The organism is Escherichia sp. E3659, assembly GCF_005781135.1.
In the GTDB taxonomy this organism is placed as follows: Bacteria; Pseudomonadota; Gammaproteobacteria; order Enterobacterales; family Enterobacteriaceae; genus Escherichia.
This window is the reverse complement of record NZ_VATQ01000002.1, coordinates 137495-157530: the sequence shown is the minus strand read 5'-3', so window position 1 is coordinate 157530 and position 20036 is coordinate 137495. Positions and strand designations below refer to the sequence as shown.

Sequence of the window (20036 nt, the reverse complement as noted above, 5' to 3'; positions counted from 1 at the left end):
ATGGAATAGGGAGGTTGTCATGTATCAACGCTGTTTTGATAATGCCAGCGAAGTGCTGTTTGTCGCCGGTAAAACGCCACGACTTTCGCGCTTTGCGTTTAGTGACGATCCTAAATGGGAGTCGGGACATCACGTTCATGATAATGAAACCGAGCTGATTTATGTTAAGAAAGGAGTGGCAAGATTTACCATTGATTCTTCGCTCTATGTGGCACATGCCGATGACATTGTGGTGATAGAACGTGGCAGACTGCACGCGGTAGCTTCAGACGCTAACGACCCGGCAACGACCTGTACCTGTGCGCTATACGGTTTTCAGTTTCAGGGCGCAGAAGAAAATCAGTTACTGCAACCGCATTCCTGTCCGGTAATTGCCGCAGGGCAGGGAAAAGAGGTCATCAAAACGCTTTTTAATGAATTAAGTGTGATTTTACCGCAAAGTAAAAATGGCAACACATCTTCAGTGTGGGATGCATTTTCCTATACGTTAGCGATTCTCTATTACGAAAACTTTAAAAATGCTTATCGTTCGGAGCAGGGGTATATTAAAAAAGATGTTCTGATAAAAGATATTCTCTTTTATCTTAATAATAATTACCGCGAAAAAATTACTTTAGAACAGTTATCGAAAAAATTTCGTGCCAGCGTCAGTTATATTTGCCATGAATTTACTAAAGAGTATCGCATTTCCCCCATTAACTACGTCATTCAACGGCGTATGACGGAAGCAAAATGGCTGTTGACCAACACTGATATGTCGCAGGCAGAGATCTCCTGGCGCGTGGGTTATGAAAATGTCGATCATTTTGCCAAACTGTTTTTGCGCCATGTTGGCTGTTCGCCCAGTGATTACCGCAAACAATTTAAAAATTGTTTTGCGGAACAAGAAATCTTATCTGAATTTTCTGAACCTGTAAGTCTTGCCGGATAAATCTGGCGGCGCAGTTTTTGTCAGAAGCTGCGCCGCCTGAAGATTATTTATTCTGGTAATCTTTCAGGATCTGCCGACCTGCAACGTAAATCATAATCTCGTCAGTACCACCGCCAATCCGTTCACAGCGAACATCACGCCAGAAGCGGGAGACGCGCGCCTCATCGGTGTAGCCCAGACCGCCCATGATTTGAATCGCATCGTCAATGACTTCCATCGCAGTACGCGCGCAGTACAGTTTTGCCAGCGCCGCGCTGGTGCGCAGTGACTGATGCTGATCAGCTTGCCACGCTACTTTCAGCACCATATTGCGCATGTTGTCGATCTTAATCGCCATCAGTGCCAGCTTTTCCTGGATCATCTGGTTATGACCAATTGGCTTACCAAAAGCGATACGCTGGTTGGCATAGCGTGCGGCATCTTCGAATGCGCATTCGGCAAAGCCGGTGCTGCGCGCGGCGTTGATCAGGCGCTCCATCTCAAAGTTGTACATCACATTGAGGAAACCCATTCCTTCTTCGCCTACCATGTCGCTCTCTTCAACTTCCACGTTGTCGAGATAAACTTCGCAGGTGCTAAGCATATGCCAGCCGATTTTATGCAGCGGATTGATCTTAATGCCGGGCTTACTGGACTCAACCCACCACAGGGTGAAGGCTTTTTTCGGATCTTTCGGTTCTGGATCGCGCGCCAACACCAGCATATACGGGTACTCTTTCGCACCGGTAATAAAGGTTTTCTGTCCGTTGATGTAAACCTTGCCATTTTTACGCGTGTAAGTGGTGGTGGCGCTGTTGTTATCTGAGCCAGCACCGGGTTCCGTCAACGCCAGGGCATAGGCGGGGTCGCCGGTTTCCAGGGTGCTTTCTGCCGTTTTACGTAGCTGCTCCTCAGAACCGAAACGGCGCATGCTGTGAATACACTGACCGTTGGTAATCAAAAACGCCGGAGCACCGCATTTTGACACTTCCATCAGCGCCAGCATCTGAGTGACGTAATCCGCAGGGATGCCGCCGAACTCTTCCGGCACGCCAAGCATAGAAATGCCGTTATCCGCCAGCGCCCGCATAAACTCACGCGGATATGTACCGTTTTGATCGCAGGTGCGGAAATACTCTTCCGGAAAGTTAGTTGTAATCAGTTCGCGAATACTGGCCAGCAGCAGTTCTTGTTCTTCAGTTAAAGAAAAATCCATCGTGATACTCCTGTTAATGAGCCGCTTCAGGCAGGACAAAACCCATCGCCGCATCGATAAATAATCTTTCGTCCATCATTTTCAGTTCTGGCGAAATAACTGGGGTGAAATCCATTTTGTCGAGAATATCTTTTTGTAAATCGACGCCAGGGGCGATTTCGATTAAATGCAGGCCGTCTTCTTTCAGAGTGAATACAGCACGTTCGGTGATGTAACGAACATCCAGTCCCCGTTCGAGCGCGATTTTTCCGCTAAAAGTAATTTCCGGTAGTTCACGGATAAATTTATTTACCCGTCCTTCCTGGACGATATTTAATTTACCATCGGCAATTTCTGTTTTTAAACTGCCTGCAGTTAACGTGCCGCAGAAAATGATTTTCTTCGAGGTGGCACTGATATCAATAAATCCACCTGTACCCATGATTTTGCCATTGAATTTATGCACACCGACGTTACCGTGCTGGTCGACTTCGGCAAAACTCAAATAACAGACATCCAGACCACCGCCGTGGTAAAAATCGAACTGGGAAGTCATATCCAGAATGGCGCGGGTATTCACGTTCGCGCCAAAGGCGATACCTTGCGAAGTAATACCGCCAATTGGGCCTGTTTCCACCGTCAGAATAAAGTCATCAGCACAACCTTCTTCCCGGGCGACCAGGCCAATACCGTCGGCAATACCGACACCAACATTCCCCACAGCACCTTTGCGCATTTCAAACAATGCGCGCCGCGCGACTAATTTACGCTGATTAAGAGGCAAGCTAAGTTGGGTACTATCATCCAGGGTGAAGTCACCAGAAATAAAACGATTAACTGGCGCACCGCCATACAGTTGGGTTTGGTCCGGATCGACCACCACAATATCGATAAGATAACCTGGAATACGGACAGCTTTAGGATGCAGCGTGGCTTTCTTAACTATCTTCTGCACCTGCATCATCACGATACCACCGTTATTGTGCACCGCCTGGGCAATAACCAATGCGTCGAGATACATCACTTCATCTTCAAAGGTGGCGTAGCCTTCGCTGTCGCAGGTGGTGGCACGAATAAAGGCAATATCTGGAGCGATCGCTTTGTAATAGAGATATTCTTTATTATCAAACTCGACCAGTTTAATCAGATCTTCTTTAGTCACTTCATTCAGTTTGCCGCCTTGCTGGCGAGGGTCGACAAACGTTCCGATACCAATATCGCTAATAATTCCTGGCTGGTGGGCAGCAGCAGCGCGCAATGTTTGAGTGAGCACACCTTGTGGATAGTTATAGGCAACAATTTTATTTTGTTCTGCGAGTTCAGAAATACGCGGTGATTGTCCCCAATGGCCGCATAATGCCCATTTCACCAGGCCTTCTTGCGCCAGCGGACTAATACCCCGATCGGCGCGATCGCCAAGCCCTGTAGGGCTAATAATCGATAAATTACGCGGTGTCTGGGTTTGTTTATATTTGTCAGCAAGAGCGGTAATTAATGTGGTGGCTTCCAGAATACCGCCACCTGCACCTAATACACAAAGCGTTGCTTCGTCGGGAATATAACTTACCGCTTCCTGTGCCGACAGGACCGGCACGCGTCCATTAATACGAGGTGGTTTTACAGGTTTCATTATTTTTTCCTGATTCAGGTATGGATTTCTCTGCGCAAGCATTAAAAATAGCGCACAGAAACCCACAGAATATTTTTATCACATACTCTTTAAAAATATTTTTTTAATACGGCGGGGAAGGTTACTCCCGCCGGTACGTTATTTATTACGCCTGGTGCAAAATAGTTAATACTGTGCGCAAATCATTCACCGATATTTGCCCAGGCGCAGAGGCTTTTTTTACTGCGCCAAACGTTGCGGCCGAACCAAATACTTCACCAGCCAGACGGGAAATTACGCCAGTTTTTGCCATCGACATCGTGATGATTGGACGATCGGCATACTGCTCCTGCATCTCCAGGGTAGCGGCAAGCAACGTCAGGACATCGCTGGTGCTTTGCGGCATCAACGCAATTTTAGGAATATCGGCGTCGAAGGACTGCATTTTACGCAAACGGGCAATAATCTCTTCGGCTTCCGGCGTTTTATGGAAGTCATGGTTGGACATGACAACCTTCACATCATGCGCATGTGCATAGGCGACGGTTTCTTTAACCTGATCATCGCCGGTAAATAACTCCAGATCGATCATATCGACCAGACCGCTGTCGATGGCTGCGCGATTGAGTGCAATATAAGCCTCAGTGGAAATCGCCTGCTCACCGCCTTCTTTAGCGCTACGGAAGGTAAACAGCAGCGGTTTTTCTGGCATTACCTCACGGAGGATTTTTGCCGCGGCCATGACAGACTCCACGCTGGAGAGGTCGGCAAAGTGGTCCACACGCCATTCCAGAATATCAAAGTCCGCTTCACGATAGGCGAGAGCTTCAGATTTCACGCTGGCGATATCTTTCGCCATCAGCGAGACGATGATTTTTGGTGCGCCCGTGCCAATGACGAGATCTTTTACTGTTACGGTTTTCATTTTTTACCCTTTCTGCACGCGGTCAGCCTGTCAGGCGCCGAACCCCATGACCTGTTTAACGTATTCCAGAGGGAAATCTTTGCCAGTCCATAACGTGAACTGTTCAGCCCCTTGCCACAACAACATGCCGTATCCATCAATCGTTTTGCAACCTGCTTGTTGCGCCTGCTGCAATAACTTCGTCATATGCGGGTTATACACGCATTCAGTGACCAGCAGCCCTGGGTGTAACATACTGACATCGTTAACTAATGATTCATTTTCAAGAGGCTTCATACCCACTTTTGTGCCGTTGGTTAAAATATCGGCGCAAGCCAGGGCTTCAGCAAAGGCTTGCTGATCGGCCAGATCGGTAACGGTGACGACACAATCGGTGTTTTCGTTGACCCGCTGCGCGAAGGCGAGGGCTTTATCGAAGAATTCATCCCGACGGTTGAAGATTTTAATCTCTTTTAAACCTTCAATCGCGCCCTGCGCACCAATCGCCGTTGAGGCACCACCGGCACCTAGCAGCACCATCGTTTTGCCTTTGATATCAAAACCGCTCTCTTTAATGGCGCGAATATGGCCCGTGCCGTCGGTGTTATAGCCGCGCAGGTAGCCGTCATCATTGACGATGGTATTGATAGCGCCAACCAGTTTTGCCGCAGGTGTTAATTCATCAACATATTCACACGCCAGTTGTTTGTTAGGCATCGACACACCGGTTCCGCGCATTTTTAAGGCTTTTAAGCCTTCAATTGCGCCGGCAAAGCTATCGTTATCCACTTCAAAGGCCATATAGGTAAATGGCAATCCCGCTTTTTCTAAGGCTTTGTTTTGCATTTCAGGCGATAAACTGTGGCGAATAGGATAGGCCATCAGGCCAATCAATTCGTATTTAGCGGTAACATCCATAATTAACTCCTCTAATTTTTTTGCTTAATTGTGTTTAACCGGGGTGCTAAGATTGCGTTCGCCAAACCGGACATCATTTTCAGGAATAATGAAAACGCGGTAATAGCGGATGAAAACAATAATTGCGGTAATCAGGGCCAGCAGCGCGAAAGTAAAATCGAGAACGATGATGTATTGCAGGCCGATATTCGACAGATAACCGGTAATCAGCGGAATAACAAAATTGGCCAGACCACCCATCATCATATAAATACTGGTGACTTTGGCTTTGCTTTTTGGAAAAAACTCGGACATGACTGAAACGCCAAGCTGTAAAATACCGCCAGCAGCAGAAAAACCGATAACAAAAGCCCCGGCATTACAGACCAGTGGAGAAGGGTACAGATAAATGATAGCAGCGGTTACCGTTGCCAGCGCTGAGTTAAACACGTTAGCCCAGATGGGACGTACCATTTTTTTCAATAGGGCGGCAAAAATAAAGACACAGACCAGCGAACCCATACTGTAATAAGAGATAGTTTTTAATGCCTCGGATTCCGACATACCGGCAAATGCCATCGCATATTTGGGCATCCACACGACAATTACATAAAAGGTCGAGAACGCGGCAACACCGAACAGTACTGATGAAACACCTTCCAGCCAGACTAACGGCTTACTGTTCATTTGCGGTAGTTCACCAGCTACGCTGGCATCCACCAACTGACCTGGGAATTTGCTTTTCAATAGCAGCAGCGTGATCAGCACAAACAGAATGCCTGGAATAATCAGCCCATAACCGTACCAGATGTTATTCAACAGCATATAACTCACCAGCATCGGATAGAGCATTTGCCCGAACGATATCATCGCCTTAACCAATATTACGGCTGAACCCGAGGCTTTCGGGAAGCATTCCATCAACGCCGGATATCCACCGGTATCCAGGGCCGAGTTGGCGATACCAACGCACACTGCCAGACCGTAAGCGAGAGCTAAACTTGGGCAGGCCGGAATACCAAAGAAAAACAGCATATACATGGCAACGGCCATGAATATTACTGCTCGCCGACCAAATTTATCGGAGATTACACCGAAGAATAAAATACTTATCAGACGGCCCAGACCGATACCAGAAATTAAATAGGCGATACCGGCGTTATCGGTCGAAAATTTTTCTGCCAGAGATGACATATTTTGTGCAAGCGTAATAACACTAATGCCGTGCAGGAAATAACTGAAGTAAATACAAAGAACAGCCAGGATAAATGGCGTGCTGAAAGCCTTATTTTGAGACATTTTCACAGCTCCTTGCTGAAAGATAATTTTGTTACCGTCCGTGTTGTATTTCGACGGTTTTCATAATCACTATACTGAAGATGATTTTCTCTGGGTACATGGCATAAAGTTTATGTTTCCAGGAATATTGCATGTGATAGTTTGTTTTTGATCGCGATTTTCCTTAATTAGCGCAGAAAGAGTAATTTATCCGTAAGATCTTGCATGACCTGAAAAGAATATTGCATTACCCGCCCGTAGCAACATTCTCCTTTAATGATGGATGTTGTGCTTCTTTTCGACTGCGTACGCCAATAAACAGCGCCAGTAAAAAGCCGATAGCAGCGATGGCGGTATCGAACCACATAATATCGGCAATACTTCTTTGCGAAAGATGAGCCGTAATCAACGGAATGGTAAATGTTGCAATGCTGCCCGCACTGTAATAGATCCCCGTTGCTTTTCCTTTGGCATGGGGAAAACGTTCCGCCATTAACGTCAGGCCAATTTGTACAACACCACCTGCGGAGGTAAAACCGATGACGAAAGCAAATATTATCACCACATAAAATGTGGGATGCAGGCAGACGGTGAGCAGGGCGATAAATGAGATAAAAGTGTACAGCATCAACAATGTTGTTGAGTGAACGGTTTTACGAATGAGTGGAGCAGTAATAAATACACACAGCAGCGAACCCACGGTATAGATACTGAGTAATTTGATCGACATGGTGTATGACATGCCAGCGACAAATTGCCCGTATTGTGCCAGCCACTGGCTAACCAGATAAAAGGTTGCCATTGAAATATAGCCATAGAGGGTGTAACTGGCTAAATCAATAATTGAGCAGCGATGCCCCGCGGAAGTGGTCGCTTTCTTTATCACAGGCAAGCGACGGCCCGGATGTGGTGGAAAAGTACAGCGATATAAAAACAGACCGTTAACGATCATAATTGCTGCGGCAATCATAAAAGACCAACCGAACCACAGTTCAGCCCACACTAACAGACTGATAATTAGCGGCAATAAAAATTGCCCGCTGGAGACAAAGGCTTTAATTAAAATATTGGCTGTACCCGGTGAATGAGGAAAGGCCTCCATCAAACTGGGATAGGTACCAGCATCGAGAAAACTGTTCGCCATGCCCGCCAGGAAACCAAAAGCATAAGCAATAATGATGTTATTGGTGTGCAGGATGCCAAAAAAGAAGGCCATATAGCAGCACATACCCAGAATAATAAAAGGGCAGCGACCAAAGCGATCGGATAATAATCCTGCAAAAAGCAAGACACTCAATCGTCCTATACCTAATGATGAAATAACAATCGAAACGCCTGCGGCATTGGTCTGCCAAAGCGTCTCAAGCGAGGCCATATTCAGGCTCATCAAAATGACGCCCATACCATGCACCAGGTAATTGAAATACAGCCCCAGTGCGGTAGGGAGATAGGGATTTTTCATAAGATCTACTTAGCAATATTGCTTAAAAAGTTGCTGTTGTTATGTCAGCATCCGTTTATTATTTTTGTCATGACGTCCGTTGTATCCCGTTAAAATATCAACACAGGCGTTCCAGATCGTGAGCATATAATTCAGCTGCAACAGACTGGTAAATCTTCCAGTCAATAAAATTGCCGTCAGGGTAGACTTGTTGAAACGCGGTTAAGTCGGGGAAAAAACGCATGGTGTTGTTGCCGATGCGGTTATTTATTTTCTCTATGATGGCACGAAGATGTTTTTTTCTTTGCTGACGCATAGCCAACAGTTGCTCGACCACACAATCAGGAATGGCGCATTTGCCATTTTCCCACTGACGCCAGTTTTCACTGTCACCGGACTGGGCAATCCAGGTCGCGCATTCATCAATAGTCATGGCAAAAATATGGCGTAGTGCCTGGAGTTCATAAGCGTTCATCGTGTATTGGCTGCATGAAAAAAAGAATAAAATATAAATAACATTATCAGCCTGCTTACGGCTTGAAGAGAGTCACAGTATCTTGTGCAACATTATTGGAAAGAACGAGAGGCGGGGTAATGAAGCAAAAAATGTTAAAAAAAAGCCCATCGTGGGAGATGGGCAAAGACTACACACAGCAATTCGTTGTTTCACTCAGGGGATTTCCATGCTTATAAATCAATATGTTGATTTATAACCGTGAGCTAATAGTAGGCATACGGACTTTTTGCGTCGATCAGATTCGTCTCATTAGTTTAAAAACTGTAAAGGATTTGCGACAGATACTGCCAGCTGAATGGCGGTAAGCAGGAAAATACGGACTGGAGGAATGAAATATCAATTAGCAGTGATTAACAATCAGGCGGCAGAGCCGCCTGATGAGAAATTACTTATTCGGTTTCTCGATTTCGCCCAGCTCTTCGAGAATTTCCTCTGGTTGGTCAGTCGGCGGCGGGACTTCTTCAACCCACGCGGCAAACAGACGCCAGGAAACAGCCAGTAGTACCGGACCAATAAACAGACCGATCATACCGAAAGCAATCAAACCACCAATAACCCCGGAGAGGATCAGAATCAGCGGTAAATCTGCGCCCATGCGAATTAACATTGGGCGGATGACGTTATCCAGAGTGCCAACCACACCGCTCCACACTAACAATACCGTTCCCCAGGTGGTATCGCCGGTCCAGTAGAGCCATATAATCGCCGGAATCAACACTGGCAGCGGGCCTAGCTGAACAAGGCAGGAGAGGATCATTAATACCGTTAGCAGCGTGGCGTAAGGCACACCGGAAACGGCCAGACCGATACCGCCAAGCACTGCCTGCACTAACGCAGTCACCACAACGCCCAGGGCCACCGCGCGGATAGCTTGTGCCGCCAGCAGAACTGCCGCATCACCACGAACGCCCGCCAGACGGGTCGCAAAATGGCGGATGCCTTGCGCCACCTGTTCACCGCGCCAGTACAGCAGGGCGCTGAAGAGAAGCATCAGCGCACAATGCACCATAAAGCGCCCGATATGCGCCGCCTGCCCAACGAACCAGGTTGTGGTGGTGCCAATATAAGGACGGACTTTCGCCATAATTGCCGTGCCGCCCATATCCAGCAAATTGTGCCAGCCTGCGTACAGCTTCGCGCCAATCACCGGAATGGTATTAAGCCACGCTAAATCCGGTAATGTCATATCTCCACTGGAGATGGCCTTAATTAACGGGCCACTGCCGTCGACGATACTGTTAACCAGCAAAGCAATAGGGATGATAAACACCATCACCAGGAGCAACGTCATTACCAGAACGGCGAGAGAGCGGCGGCCAAACATGATCTTTTGCAAACGTAACAATACCGGCCAGGTGGCGATAACCACCGTACCGGCCCATGCGAAGCCGAGAATAAAGGGTTGAACGATCCACAGACATGCCACAATCATGATGGCTAAAAACAGCACCGAAAGCAGAATTTGTGCGACATCCCTGGGCTGACGAACATTTACCATAACTACTTTTCACCTTTTTTGTGCGTCAAATCGTCGACGCGACGTGAACACGCGAAACTCACCTGCATAATGATGAGCAATTTCAGCGGTTTTTAACAGGCCGATTCTGCCCTTAATTCTGATGGGCGTGTTAGAAAAAAATGTGGTACAACAACTCAGGTAACACGCAAACGATTTACTCGTCGTATTTCAAGTGGCATGTGCTGCGGCTACGTTCGTTCACCCCAGTCACTTACTTTTGTAAGCTCCTGGAGTTCACTCGCTTGCCGCCTTCCTGCAACTCGAAATCCATAGAGTAAACAAACATCACCTTTCAGTGTGCTATTGCAGCAGCCTGAAAGAACAGTGTATCGACCTACATCACAGACCGCAGGAAAGGGTCAATATAATGATTCCACAGATTTCCCAGGCACCCGGCGTCGTTCAACTGGTGCTTAATTTTTTGCAAGAGCTGGAGCAACAAGGTTTTACCGGCGATACGGCGACAAGTTATGCCGATCGTCTGACAATGTCGACCGACAACAGTATTTACCAACTTCTCCCCGATGCGGTGGTATTTCCGCGTTCAACCGCAGATGTGGCGCTGATCGCCCGTCTTGCCGCCCAGGAACGCTATACATCGCTGATCTTTACCCCCCGCGGCGGCGGCACCGGCACTAACGGTCAGGCGCTCAACCAGGGGATTATTGTTGATATGTCCCGCCATATGAACCGCATCATCGAAATTAACCCTGAAGAGGGCTGGGTGCGCGTTGAGGCCGGGGTGATAAAAGACCAACTCAATCAGTACCTGAAACCGTTCGGCTACTTTTTTGCACCAGAACTTTCGACCAGCAACCGGGCAACGCTCGGCGGGATGATCAATACCGATGCATCAGGTCAGGGATCGCTGGTCTATGGCAAAACGTCAGATCACGTGTTGGGCGTGCGGGCGGTGTTGTTGGGGGGCGATATTCTCGATACGCAACCTTTACCCGTCGAACTTGCTGAAACGCTGGGTAAAACCAATACCACGATTGGGCGGATCTACAACACTGTCTATCAACGTTGCCGTCAGCAACGCCAGTTAATCATCGACAAATTTCCCAAACTTAACCGTTTTCTTACCGGTTACGATCTGCGTCATGTCTTTAACGATGAAATGACCGAGTTCGACCTGACGCGCATTCTGACCGGATCAGAAGGGACGCTGGCCTTTATTACCGAAGCGCGGCTGGATATTACGCGCTTGCCTAAAGTGCGCCGTCTGGTGAACGTCAAATATGACTCTTTTGACTCCGCGCTGCGTAATGCGCCGTTTATGGTTGAGGCGCGTGCGCTTTCGGTAGAGACGGTGGACTCAAAAGTGCTGAATCTGGCGCGGGAAGATATTGTCTGGCATTCCGTCAGCGAACTGATTACCAATGTGCCAGACAAAGAGATGCTCGGGCTGAACATTGTTGAATTTGCCGGAGATGATGAGGCGCTGATTGACGAGCGGGTAAATTCACTCTGTGCGCGGCTGGATGAACTGATTGCCAGCCAGCAGGCAGGGGTGATCGGCTGGCAGGTGTGCAGTGAGCTGGCAGGTGTTGAGCGTATTTATGCAATGCGCAAAAAAGCCGTCGGCCTGCTCGGCAATGCCAAAGGTGCCGCTAAGCCAATTCCGTTTGCTGAGGATACCTGCGTACCGCCGGAACATCTGGCAGATTATATTGCTGAATTTCGCGCACTGCTCGACAGCCACGGTTTAAGTTATGGCATGTTTGGCCACGTCGACGCAGGTGTCTTGCACGTCCGTCCGGCGCTGGATATGTGCGATCCGCAACAAGAGATGTTGATGAAGCAAATCTCTGATGACGTGGTGGCGCTGACTGCAAAATACGGTGGCTTGTTATGGGGCGAGCACGGTAAAGGTTTTCGTGCCGAATACAGTCCGGCGTTTTTCGGTGAGGAGCTTTTCGCAGAACTGCGTAAGGTTAAAGCGGCGTTTGATCCGCATAACCGACTAAATCCAGGGAAAATCTGCCCACCAGAAGGTATTGACGCGCCAATGATGAAAGTGGACGCGGTAAAGCGTGGCACGTATGACCGACAAATCCCCATCGCGGTACGCCAGCAGTGGCGCGGCGCTATGGAATGTAATGGCAACGGTTTGTGCTTCAACTTTGATGCCCGCAGCCCGATGTGTCCGTCAATGAAGATAACTCAGAACCGCATTCATTCACCGAAAGGGCGTGCAACACTGGTGCGTGAATGGTTACGTTTGCTGGCGGATCGCGGCGTTGACCCTCTAAAACTGGAGCAAGAGCTACCAGAGTCTGGCGTCAGCTTGCGCACGTTAATTGCCCGTATGCGCAATAGCTGGCATGCAAATAAGGGCGAATATGACTTCTCGCACGAAGTGAAAGAGGCGATGTCGGGCTGCCTGGCCTGTAAAGCGTGTTCGACTCAGTGTCCGATCAAAATTGACGTACCGGAGTTTCGCTCTCGTTTCTTGCAACTCTATCACACGCGCTATCTACGCCCATTGCGCGATCATCTGGTGGCAACGGTCGAAAGTTACGCACCGCTGATGGCGCGTGCGCCAAAGACTTTTAACTTCTTCATTAACCAGCCGCTGGTGCGCAAACTCTCGGAAAAACACATCGGTATGGTCGATTTGCCGCTGCTTTCAGTGCCGTCGCTGCAACAACAAATGGTGGGGCATCGCTCGGCAAACATGACGCTGGAACAGCTTGAAGCGCTCAGTTCAGAACAGAAAGCACGCACGGTGCTGGTAGTGCAGGATCCTTTCACCAGTTATTACGATGCGCAGGTGGTGGCGGATTTTGTTCGTCTGGTCGAAAAATTAGGTTTCCAGCCAGTGCTGTTGCCATTCTCACCGAATGGTAAAGCGCAGCATATCAAAGGCTTTCTTAATCGTTTTGCGAAGACGGCGAAAAAGACGGCGGATTTTCTCAACCGTATGGCGAAACTGGGGATGCCAATGGTGGGGGTCGATCCGGCTCTGGTGCTCTGTTATCGCGATGAATATAAACTGGCTCTGGGCGAGGCGCGTGGCGAGTTTAACGTCTTACTGGCGAATGAATGGCTGGCAAGCGCGCTTCAGTCACAGCCAGTGACAGCAGTCAGCGGTGAATCATGGTATTTCTTTGGTCACTGTACTGAAGTTACCGCCTTGCCGGGGGCGCCAGCACAATGGGCCGCGATATTTGCCCGTTTTGGCGCGAAACTGGAAAATGTCAGCGTGGGTTGCTGCGGCATGGCAGGGACTTACGGACATGAGGCGAAAAACCATAAAAACTCGCTCGGGATCTATGAGTTATCCTGGCATCAGGCAATGCAGCGTCTACCGCGTAATCGCTGTCTGGCGACCGGGTATTCTTGCCGCAGCCAGGTTAAACGGGTTGAAGGGACGGGGGTACGCCATCCCGTGCAGGCATTACTGGAGATTATTAAATGATATGGAAACGTAAAATCACCCTGGAAGCACTGAATGCTATGGGTGAAGGAAACATGGTGGGGTTGCTGGATATTCGTTTTGAACATATTGGTGATGACACCCTTGAAGCGACAATGCCAGTAGACTCGCGGACAAAGCAGCCTTTTGGGCTGCTACATGGCGGGGCATCCGTGGTGCTGGCCGAAAGTATCGGTTCCGTTGCCGGGTATTTATGTACCGAAGGCGAGCAAAAAGTGGTTGGCCTGGAAATCAATGCTAACCACGTCCGCTCGGCACGAGAAGGGCGGGTGCGCGGCGTATGCAAACCGTTGCATCTCGGTTCGCGTCACCAGGTCTGGCAGATTGAAATCTTCGATGAGAAAGGGCGTTTGTGCTGTTCGTCACGATTGACGACCGCCATTTTGTGACGTTGTCACCAGAAAAGTGTGATGCATATTGCTTTTGGTTATTATCTGCGCAGTAAACGGTGGTATACTGTGCAGGTCTTGTCTAAAGCGAGGATGCTATGTCTACTCAACTTAATCCCACCCAGCTGGCTATCGAATTTTTACGCCGTGACCAAAGCAATCTTTCACCCGCTCAATATCTCAAGCGTCTGAAACAACTAGAACTTGAATTTGCTGATCTGCTTACTCTTTCGTCTACGGAACTGAAAGAAGAAATCTACTTCGCCTGGCGTCTGGGCGTGCATTAATCCCTACTGAACATAGTCTGAACGCCCATCGACCTGGATTAACATCTGTCCAGGTCTGACGATTATTTTCTGACCGTCCTCCCGTTGTTACCTGCCTGATATTGCTCAAAAATAATACAAATCGCAGTTTGTGTTAAAACGGCGACGTAGTCTTATGAGATTATTCTTATCGCCCCTTCAAGAGCTAAGCCACTATGAGTGCCGGAGATAAGCGCCGGATGGGGTAGAAGCCCTTAAGCCTGTGATGCACAGACTTAAGGGTTTTCTTATTTCTGAACTCGCCACTTTTTTACCTATCTCTTAAATAGTCATTTTCGATACAACTTTTTCTTTTCCATCACAGCCTTAACGCCAGTTCGATAATAATCATTATCTAACAATGAGATACCTAATTCTTAGCATGCCTGTTAACCCTCTCATCAGGGTCTATGCTTATTAAATACAGGAAAAAAGCATGTTTTACGCTAAAGCCCCTGCGTTTGTTGGGTTGAACTGATAATCATTATCACTAACATGCTGTTATACGCTGAAAGCGATGAAGTGAGGTAAATCGATGGACATGCATTCAGGAACGTTTAATCCACAGGATTTCGCCTGGCAAGGCTTAACGTTAACACCCGCAGCCGCGGCGCATATACGTGATTTAGTCGCGAAGCAGTCGGGCATGGTTGGCGTGCGTTTAGGCGTCAAACAAACAGGCTGCGCGGGCTTTGGCTATGTGCTCGACAGTGTTTGCGAGCCAGAGAAAGATGATCTGCTGTTTGAACACGACGGCGCGAAGCTGTTCGTTCCGCTGCAAGCGATGCCGTTTATTGATGGCACGGAAGTCGATTTCGTTCGCGAAGGACTCAATCAGATATTCAAATTTCACAACCCGAAAGCCCAGAATGAATGTGGCTGTGGCGAAAGCTTTGGGGTATAGGCGGTACTATGTCTCGTAATACTGAAGCAACTGACGATGTCAAAACCTGGACCGGCGGCCCGCTGAATTATAAAGAAGGATTCTTCACCCAGTTAGCCACCGATGAGTTGGCAAAGGGGATAAACGAAGAGGTGGTGCGCGCAATTTCGGCGAAGCGTAATGAGCCGGAGTGGATGCTGGAGTTTCGTCTCAGCGCCTATCGCGCATGGCTGGAGATGGAAGAGCCGCACTGGCTGAAAGCGCACTACGACAAGCTGAATTATCAGGATTACAGCTACTACTCGGCACCATCGTGCGGTAATTGTGACGACAACTGCGCGTCTGAACCCGGCGCGGTGCAGCAAACTGGCGCGAACGCCTTTTTAAGTAAAGAGGTGGAGGCGGCGTTTGAGCAGCTAGGCGTTCCCGTGCGGGAAGGCAAAGAGGTGGCGGTGGATGCCATTTTCGACTCTGTTTCGGTTGCCACCACTTATCGCGAAAAGCTGGCGGAGCAGGGAATTATCTTCTGTTCCTTTGGCGAGGCGATTCACGATCACCCGGAACTGGTGCGTAAATATCTCGGCACCGTGGTGCCGGGGAATGACAACTTCTTTGCCGCGCTTAATGCGGCGGTAGCCTCTGACGGTACGTTTATTCATGTGCCTAAAGGCGTGCGCTGCCCGATGGAGCTCTCCACCTATTTCCGCATTAACGCGGAAAAAACCGGGCAGTTTGAGCGCACCATTCTGGTGGCCGATGAAGACAGCTACGTCAGCTACATTGAAGGCTGTTCCGCTCCGGTGCGTGACAGCTATCAGTTACACGCGGCGGTGGTGGAAGTCATCATCCATAAAAACGCCGAGGTGAAATATTCCACGGTACAAAACTGGTTTCCTGGCGATAACAATACCGGCGGTATTCTCAATTTCGTCACCAAGCGTGCTTTGTGCGAAGGCGAAAACAGCAAAATGTCATGGACGCAATCAGAAACCGGGTCAGCGATTACGTGGAAATATCCCAGCTGCATTTTGCGCGGCGATAACTCCATTGGTGAGTTTTACTCAGTTGCGCTGACCAGCGGTCATCAGCAAGCGGATACCGGTACCAAGATGATCCACATCGGTAAAAACACCAAATCGACCATTATCTCGAAAGGGATCTCTGCCGGACATAGTCAGAACAGTTATCGCGGCTTAGTGAAAATCATGCCGACGGCAACCAATGCGCGCAATTTCACTCAGTGCGATTCAATGCTGATTGGCGCTAATTGTGGGGCGCATACCTTCCCGTATGTCGAATGTCGCAATAACAGCGCACAACTGGAGCACGAGGCAACGACATCACGTATTGGTGAAGATCAACTGTTTTACTGCCTGCAACGCGGGATCAGCGAAGAAGACGCTATCTCGATGATTGTTAACGGCTTCTGCAAAGACGTATTCTCGGAACTGCCGCTGGAATTTGCCGTTGAAGCACAAAAACTCCTCGCCATCAGTCTTGAACACAGCGTCGGATAAGGAATAAACATGTTAAGTATTAAAGAGTTACACGTCAGCGTGGAAGATAAAGCTATCCTGCGTGGATTAAGCCTCGACGTTCGTCCCGGTGAAGTTCACGCCATTATGGGGCCAAACGGTTCGGGTAAAAGTACCTTATCGGCAACGCTTGCCGGGCGCGAAGATTATGAAGTGACGGGCGGCACGGTTAAGTTTAAAGGCAAAGATTTGCTTGCGCTGTCGCCGGAAGATCGTGCAGGTGAAGGCATTTTTATGGCCTTCCAGTATCCGGTGGAAATTCCCGGCGTCAGTAACCAGTTTTTTCTGCAAACGGCACTTAATGCGGTGCGCAGCTATCGCGGCCAGGAAACGCTCGACCGCTTTGATTTTCAGGATTTGATGGAAGAAAAAATTGCTCTCCTGAAGATGCCGGAAGATTTACTCACGCGTTCGGTCAACGTTGGTTTTTCTGGTGGTGAGAAAAAGCGCAACGATATTTTGCAAATGGCGGTGCTGGAACCGGAACTGTGCATTCTTGATGAGTCGGACTCCGGGCTCGATATCGACGCATTAAAGGTGGTCGCCGATGGCGTGAACTCGCTGCGTGACGGCAAGCGTTCATTCATCATTGTTACGCACTACCAACGCATTCTTGACTATATCAAGCCTGATTACGTCCATGTTCTGTATCAGGGGCGAATTGTGAAATCCGGTGATTTCACGTTGGTCAAACAACTGGAGGAGCAGGGTTATGGCTGGCTTACCGAACAGCAGTAACGCGCTGCAACAGTGGCATCACTTGTTTGAAGCTGAAGGGGCGAAACGTTCTCCAGAAGCACAGCAGCATTTACAACAATTGCTGCGTACCGGGCTGCCGACACGTAAACATGAGCACTGGAAATATACGCCGCTGGAAGGGCTGACCAATAGCCAGTTTGTCAGCATTGCGGGTGAGATATCCCCGCAACAACGCGATGCCTTAGCGTTAACGTTAGACGCCGTGCGGCTGGTGTTTGTCGATGGACGTTACGTGCCCGCGCTGAGCGATGCAACCGAAGGCAGCGGGTATGAAGTGAGCATTAACGACAACCGTCAGGGATTGCCTGATGCCATTCAGGCGGAAGTGTTTCTGCATCTGACGGAAAGTCTGGCACAAAGCGTTACGCATATCGCTGTCAAGCGCGGTCAACGGCCTGCGAAGCCATTGCTGTTAATGCATATTACCCAGGGCGTGGCAGGTGAAGAGGTAAACACTGCCCATTACCGGCATCATCTGGATCTGGCGGAAGGTGCCGAAGCAACGGTGATTGAACATTTTGTCAGTCTTAATGATGCTCGTCATTTCACCGGCGCACGGTTCACTATCAACGTCGCAGCGAACGCCCACTTGCAGCATATCAAGCTGGCGTTTGAAAACCCGGTCAGCCACCACTTTGCGCATAATGACTTGCTGCTGGCAGACGATGCCACGGCATTTAGCCACAGTTTCCTGCTTGGCGGCGCCGTGTTACGACACAACACCAGTACGCAACTCAATGGCGAAAACAGCACGCTGCGCATCAATAGCCTGGCGATGCCGGTGAAAAACGAAGTGTGTGATACCCGCACCTGGCTGGAACACAATAAAGGTTTTTGCAATAGCCGCCAGCTGCACAAAACTATCGTCAGCGACAAAGGTCGCGCGGTGTTTAACGGTTTGATCAACGTCGCGCAGCACGCCATCAAGACTGATGGCCAGATGACCAACAATAATCTGCTGATGGGTAAACTGGCGGAAGTGGATACCAAACCACAGCTGGAAATCTATGCTGATGATGTGAAATGCAGCCACGGTGCGACGGTGGGGCGTATTGATAACGAACAGATGTTCTATCTGCGTTCGCGCGGGATCAATCAACAGGATGCCCAGCAGATGATTATCTACGCCTTTGCCGCCGAACTGACGGAAGCATTGCGTGATGATGGGCTCAAACAGCAGGTGCTGGCCCGAATCGGTCAACGGCTGCCGGGAGGTGCAAGATGACTTTTTCCGTCGACAAAGTGCGGGCCGACTTTCCGGTGCTTTCGCGTGAGGTGAACGGTCTGCCACTGGCTTATCTCGACAGCGCCGCCAGTGCGCAGAAACCGAGCCAGGTGATTGACGCCGAGGCCGAGTTTTATCGTCACGGCTACGCGGCGGTGCATCGCGGTATTCATACCTTAAGCGCCCAGGCGACCGAGAAAATGGAGAACGTGCGCAAGCGTGCGTCGCTGTTTATTAATGCTCGTTCGGCGGAAGAGCTGGTGTTCGTCCGCGGCACGACGGAAGGGATTAACCTGGTCGCCAATAGCTGGGGCAACAGCAATGTGAGATCAGGCGACAATATCATCATTAGTCAAATGGAACATCATGCCAATATTGTTCCCTGGCAAATGCTTTGCGCCCGTGTTGGCGCAGAGTTGCGTGTGATCCCGCTTAACCCTGACGGCACGCTGCAACTGGAGACGCTGCCTACGCTGTTTGATGAGAAAACTCGCCTGCTGGCAATTACTCATGTCTCCAACGTGCTTGGCACAGAAAATCCGTTGGCGGAAATGATCACGCTTGCGCACCAGCATGGCGCAAAAGTGCTGGTGGATGGCGCTCAGGCGGTGATGCATCATCCGGTGGATGTTCAGGCACTGGATTGCGATTTTTACGTGTTTTCCGGGCATAAACTGTATGGTCCCACCGGCATTGGCGTGCTGTATGTCAAAGAAGCCTTGTTGCAGGAGATGCCGCCGTGGGAAGGTGGCGGTTCTATGATTGCCACCGTCAGCCTGAGTGAAGGCACTACCTGGACCAAAGCGCCGTGGCGGTTTGAAGCCGGTACGCCCAATACCGGAGGTATTATTGGCCTTGGCGCGGCGCTGGAGTATGTTTCGGCGCTTGGGCTTAATAACATAGCCGAGTATGAACAAAATCTGATGCATTATGCATTGTCGCAGTTGGCTGTGGTGCCGGATCTTACGCTCTATGGTCCGCCGGACAGACTTGGCGTTATTGCCTTTAATCTCGGTAAACACCACGCCTATGACGTCGGCAGTTTTCTTGATAACTACGGTATTGCTGTGCGTACCGGACATCACTGCGCAATGCCATTAATGGCCTATTACAACGTCCCCGCGATGTGTCGGGCGTCGCTGGCAATGTACAACACCCATGAAGAAGTGGATCGTCTGGTAACTGGATTGCAACGTATTCATCGTCTACTGGGGTAAAAGGGAGGCTC

Annotated in this window: 16 protein-coding genes, 1 other RNA gene and 1 pseudogene; 9 read left to right on the top strand and 9 right to left on the bottom strand. The window is 49.3% G+C overall.

Features of this window, described 5'->3' with window-relative positions:
• The first annotated feature begins 19 nt into the window (after positions 1 to 19).
• Positions 20 to 931, top strand: a complete 912-nt coding sequence (locus FEK47_RS01450; protein WP_135487719.1) for an AraC family transcriptional regulator — start codon at positions 20 to 22, stop codon at positions 929 to 931.
• Between the two features lie 43 nt (positions 932 to 974).
• Here FEK47_RS01450 and FEK47_RS01445 read toward each other — a convergent pair whose 3' ends face one another.
• The 9 genes and pseudogenes from FEK47_RS01445 to ydiK all read right to left on the bottom strand — a co-directional run bounded on the left by FEK47_RS01445 (position 975) and on the right by ydiK (position 10249).
• On the bottom strand, positions 975 to 2126 hold the full coding sequence (locus tag FEK47_RS01445) for an acyl-CoA dehydrogenase (protein WP_000347861.1): 1152 nt from the start codon (positions 2124 to 2126) through the stop codon (positions 975 to 977).
• 13 nt (positions 2127 to 2139) lie between these two features.
• Positions 2140 to 3735: an acyl CoA:acetate/3-ketoacid CoA transferase gene (locus tag FEK47_RS01440; RefSeq protein WP_138183077.1), complete on the bottom strand. Its 1596-nt coding sequence runs from the start codon at positions 3733 to 3735 to the stop codon at positions 2140 to 2142.
• Positions 3736 to 3880: 145 nt separating this feature from the next.
• Complete coding sequence (aroD, locus tag FEK47_RS01435) at positions 3881 to 4639, bottom strand: type I 3-dehydroquinate dehydratase (RefSeq protein ID WP_130218927.1); 759 nt, start codon at positions 4637 to 4639, stop codon at positions 3881 to 3883.
• Between the two features lie 30 nt (positions 4640 to 4669).
• On the bottom strand, positions 4670 to 5536 hold the full coding sequence (gene ydiB / locus FEK47_RS01430) for a quinate/shikimate dehydrogenase (protein WP_135487720.1): 867 nt from the start codon (positions 5534 to 5536) through the stop codon (positions 4670 to 4672).
• Between the two features lie 11 nt (positions 5537 to 5547).
• A pseudogene (locus tag FEK47_RS01425) lies at positions 5548 to 6814 on the bottom strand (MFS transporter).
• Between the two features lie 226 nt (positions 6815 to 7040).
• The gene (locus tag FEK47_RS01420) at positions 7041 to 8255 is read right to left on the bottom strand and encodes an MFS transporter (protein WP_135487721.1); all 1215 of its coding nucleotides are present in this window, start codon (positions 8253 to 8255) and stop codon (positions 7041 to 7043) included.
• Between the two features lie 97 nt (positions 8256 to 8352).
• Positions 8353 to 8709 carry a YdiL family protein gene (locus tag FEK47_RS01415; protein ID WP_135487722.1) on the bottom strand — a complete coding sequence of 119 codons (357 nt, stop codon included), beginning with the start codon at positions 8707 to 8709 and terminating at the stop codon, positions 8353 to 8355.
• A gap of 134 nt (positions 8710 to 8843) precedes the next feature.
• Positions 8844 to 8951, bottom strand: an RNA gene (gene rprA, locus FEK47_RS01410) — antisense sRNA RprA.
• A 185-nt stretch (positions 8952 to 9136) separates the two neighbouring features.
• Entirely contained in the window at positions 9137 to 10249 is a 1113-nt protein-coding gene (gene ydiK / locus FEK47_RS01405; protein WP_000248636.1) for an AI-2E family transporter YdiK, read from the bottom strand.
• A gap of 388 nt (positions 10250 to 10637) precedes the next feature.
• Here ydiK and FEK47_RS01400 point away from each other — a divergent pair, with 388 nt between their 5' ends.
• The 8 genes from FEK47_RS01400 to sufS all read left to right on the top strand — a co-directional run bounded on the left by FEK47_RS01400 (position 10638) and on the right by sufS (position 20025).
• Positions 10638 to 13694 carry an FAD-binding and (Fe-S)-binding domain-containing protein gene (locus FEK47_RS01400; RefSeq protein WP_130224687.1) on the top strand — a complete coding sequence of 1019 codons (3057 nt, stop codon included), beginning with the start codon at positions 10638 to 10640 and terminating at the stop codon, positions 13692 to 13694.
• The gene (gene menI, locus FEK47_RS01395) at positions 13691 to 14101 is read left to right on the top strand and encodes a 1,4-dihydroxy-2-naphthoyl-CoA hydrolase (RefSeq protein WP_000637986.1); all 411 of its coding nucleotides are present in this window, start codon (positions 13691 to 13693) and stop codon (positions 14099 to 14101) included. The genes FEK47_RS01400 and menI overlap by 4 nt, the downstream gene beginning before the upstream one ends.
• Positions 14102 to 14199: 98 nt before the next feature.
• A complete protein-coding gene (locus FEK47_RS01390; protein WP_088376204.1) occupies positions 14200 to 14388 on the top strand; it encodes a YdiH family protein in 189 nt (62 codons plus the stop codon).
• A gap of 553 nt (positions 14389 to 14941) precedes the next feature.
• Positions 14942 to 15310, top strand: coding sequence for a Fe-S cluster assembly scaffold SufA (gene sufA / locus FEK47_RS01385; RefSeq protein ID WP_135487723.1), 369 nt, complete (start codon positions 14942 to 14944; stop codon positions 15308 to 15310).
• A gap of 8 nt (positions 15311 to 15318) precedes the next feature.
• Positions 15319 to 16806 carry a Fe-S cluster assembly protein SufB gene (gene sufB, locus FEK47_RS01380; protein WP_135487724.1) on the top strand — a complete coding sequence of 496 codons (1488 nt, stop codon included), beginning with the start codon at positions 15319 to 15321 and terminating at the stop codon, positions 16804 to 16806.
• A gap of 9 nt (positions 16807 to 16815) precedes the next feature.
• A complete protein-coding gene (gene sufC / locus FEK47_RS01375) occupies positions 16816 to 17562 on the top strand; it encodes a Fe-S cluster assembly ATPase SufC (protein WP_135487725.1) in 747 nt (248 codons plus the stop codon).
• A complete protein-coding gene (gene sufD, locus FEK47_RS01370) occupies positions 17537 to 18808 on the top strand; it encodes a Fe-S cluster assembly protein SufD (RefSeq protein WP_135487726.1) in 1272 nt (423 codons plus the stop codon). Before sufC ends, sufD begins: the two co-directional genes overlap by 26 nt.
• Positions 18805 to 20025 (top strand): cysteine desulfurase SufS, encoded by a 1221-nt coding sequence (sufS, locus tag FEK47_RS01365; RefSeq protein WP_135487727.1) that lies wholly within the window; start codon positions 18805 to 18807, stop codon positions 20023 to 20025. The genes sufD and sufS overlap by 4 nt, the downstream gene beginning before the upstream one ends.
• Positions 20026 to 20036 lie beyond the last annotated feature (11 nt).

Bases quoted from the DNA above. Each gene is read 5' to 3' on its own strand.
- FEK47_RS01445 (WP_000347861.1), bottom strand. From the start codon at position 2,126: ATGGATTTTTCTTTAACTGAAGAACAAGAACTGCTGCTGGCCAGTATT.
- FEK47_RS01415 (WP_135487722.1), bottom strand. From the start codon at position 8,709: ATGAACGCTTATGAACTCCAGGCACTACGCCATATTTTTGCCATGACT.
- sufC (WP_135487725.1), top strand. From the start codon at position 16,816: ATGTTAAGTATTAAAGAGTTACACGTCAGCGTGGAAGATAAAGCTATC.
- aroD (WP_130218927.1), bottom strand. From the start codon at position 4,639: ATGAAAACCGTAACAGTAAAAGATCTCGTCATTGGCACGGGCGCACCA.
- sufD (WP_135487726.1), top strand. From the start codon at position 17,537: ATGGCTGGCTTACCGAACAGCAGTAACGCGCTGCAACAGTGGCATCAC.
- FEK47_RS01390 (WP_088376204.1), top strand. From the start codon at position 14,200: ATGTCTACTCAACTTAATCCCACCCAGCTGGCTATCGAATTTTTACGC.
- FEK47_RS01420 (WP_135487721.1), bottom strand. From the start codon at position 8,255: ATGAAAAATCCCTATCTCCCTACCGCACTGGGGCTGTATTTCAATTAC.
- ydiK (WP_000248636.1), bottom strand. From the start codon at position 10,249: ATGGTAAATGTTCGTCAGCCCAGGGATGTCGCACAAATTCTGCTTTCG.
- ydiB (WP_135487720.1), bottom strand. From the start codon at position 5,536: ATGGATGTTACCGCTAAATACGAATTGATTGGCCTGATGGCCTATCCT.
- FEK47_RS01400 (WP_130224687.1), top strand. From the start codon at position 10,638: ATGATTCCACAGATTTCCCAGGCACCCGGCGTCGTTCAACTGGTGCTT.
- FEK47_RS01440 (WP_138183077.1), bottom strand. From the start codon at position 3,735: ATGAAACCTGTAAAACCACCTCGTATTAATGGACGCGTGCCGGTCCTG.
- sufB (WP_135487724.1), top strand. From the start codon at position 15,319: ATGTCTCGTAATACTGAAGCAACTGACGATGTCAAAACCTGGACCGGC.
- sufA (WP_135487723.1), top strand. From the start codon at position 14,942: ATGGACATGCATTCAGGAACGTTTAATCCACAGGATTTCGCCTGGCAA.
- FEK47_RS01450 (WP_135487719.1), top strand. From the start codon at position 20: ATGTATCAACGCTGTTTTGATAATGCCAGCGAAGTGCTGTTTGTCGCC.
- sufS (WP_135487727.1), top strand. From the start codon at position 18,805: ATGACTTTTTCCGTCGACAAAGTGCGGGCCGACTTTCCGGTGCTTTCG.
- menI (WP_000637986.1), top strand. From the start codon at position 13,691: ATGATATGGAAACGTAAAATCACCCTGGAAGCACTGAATGCTATGGGT.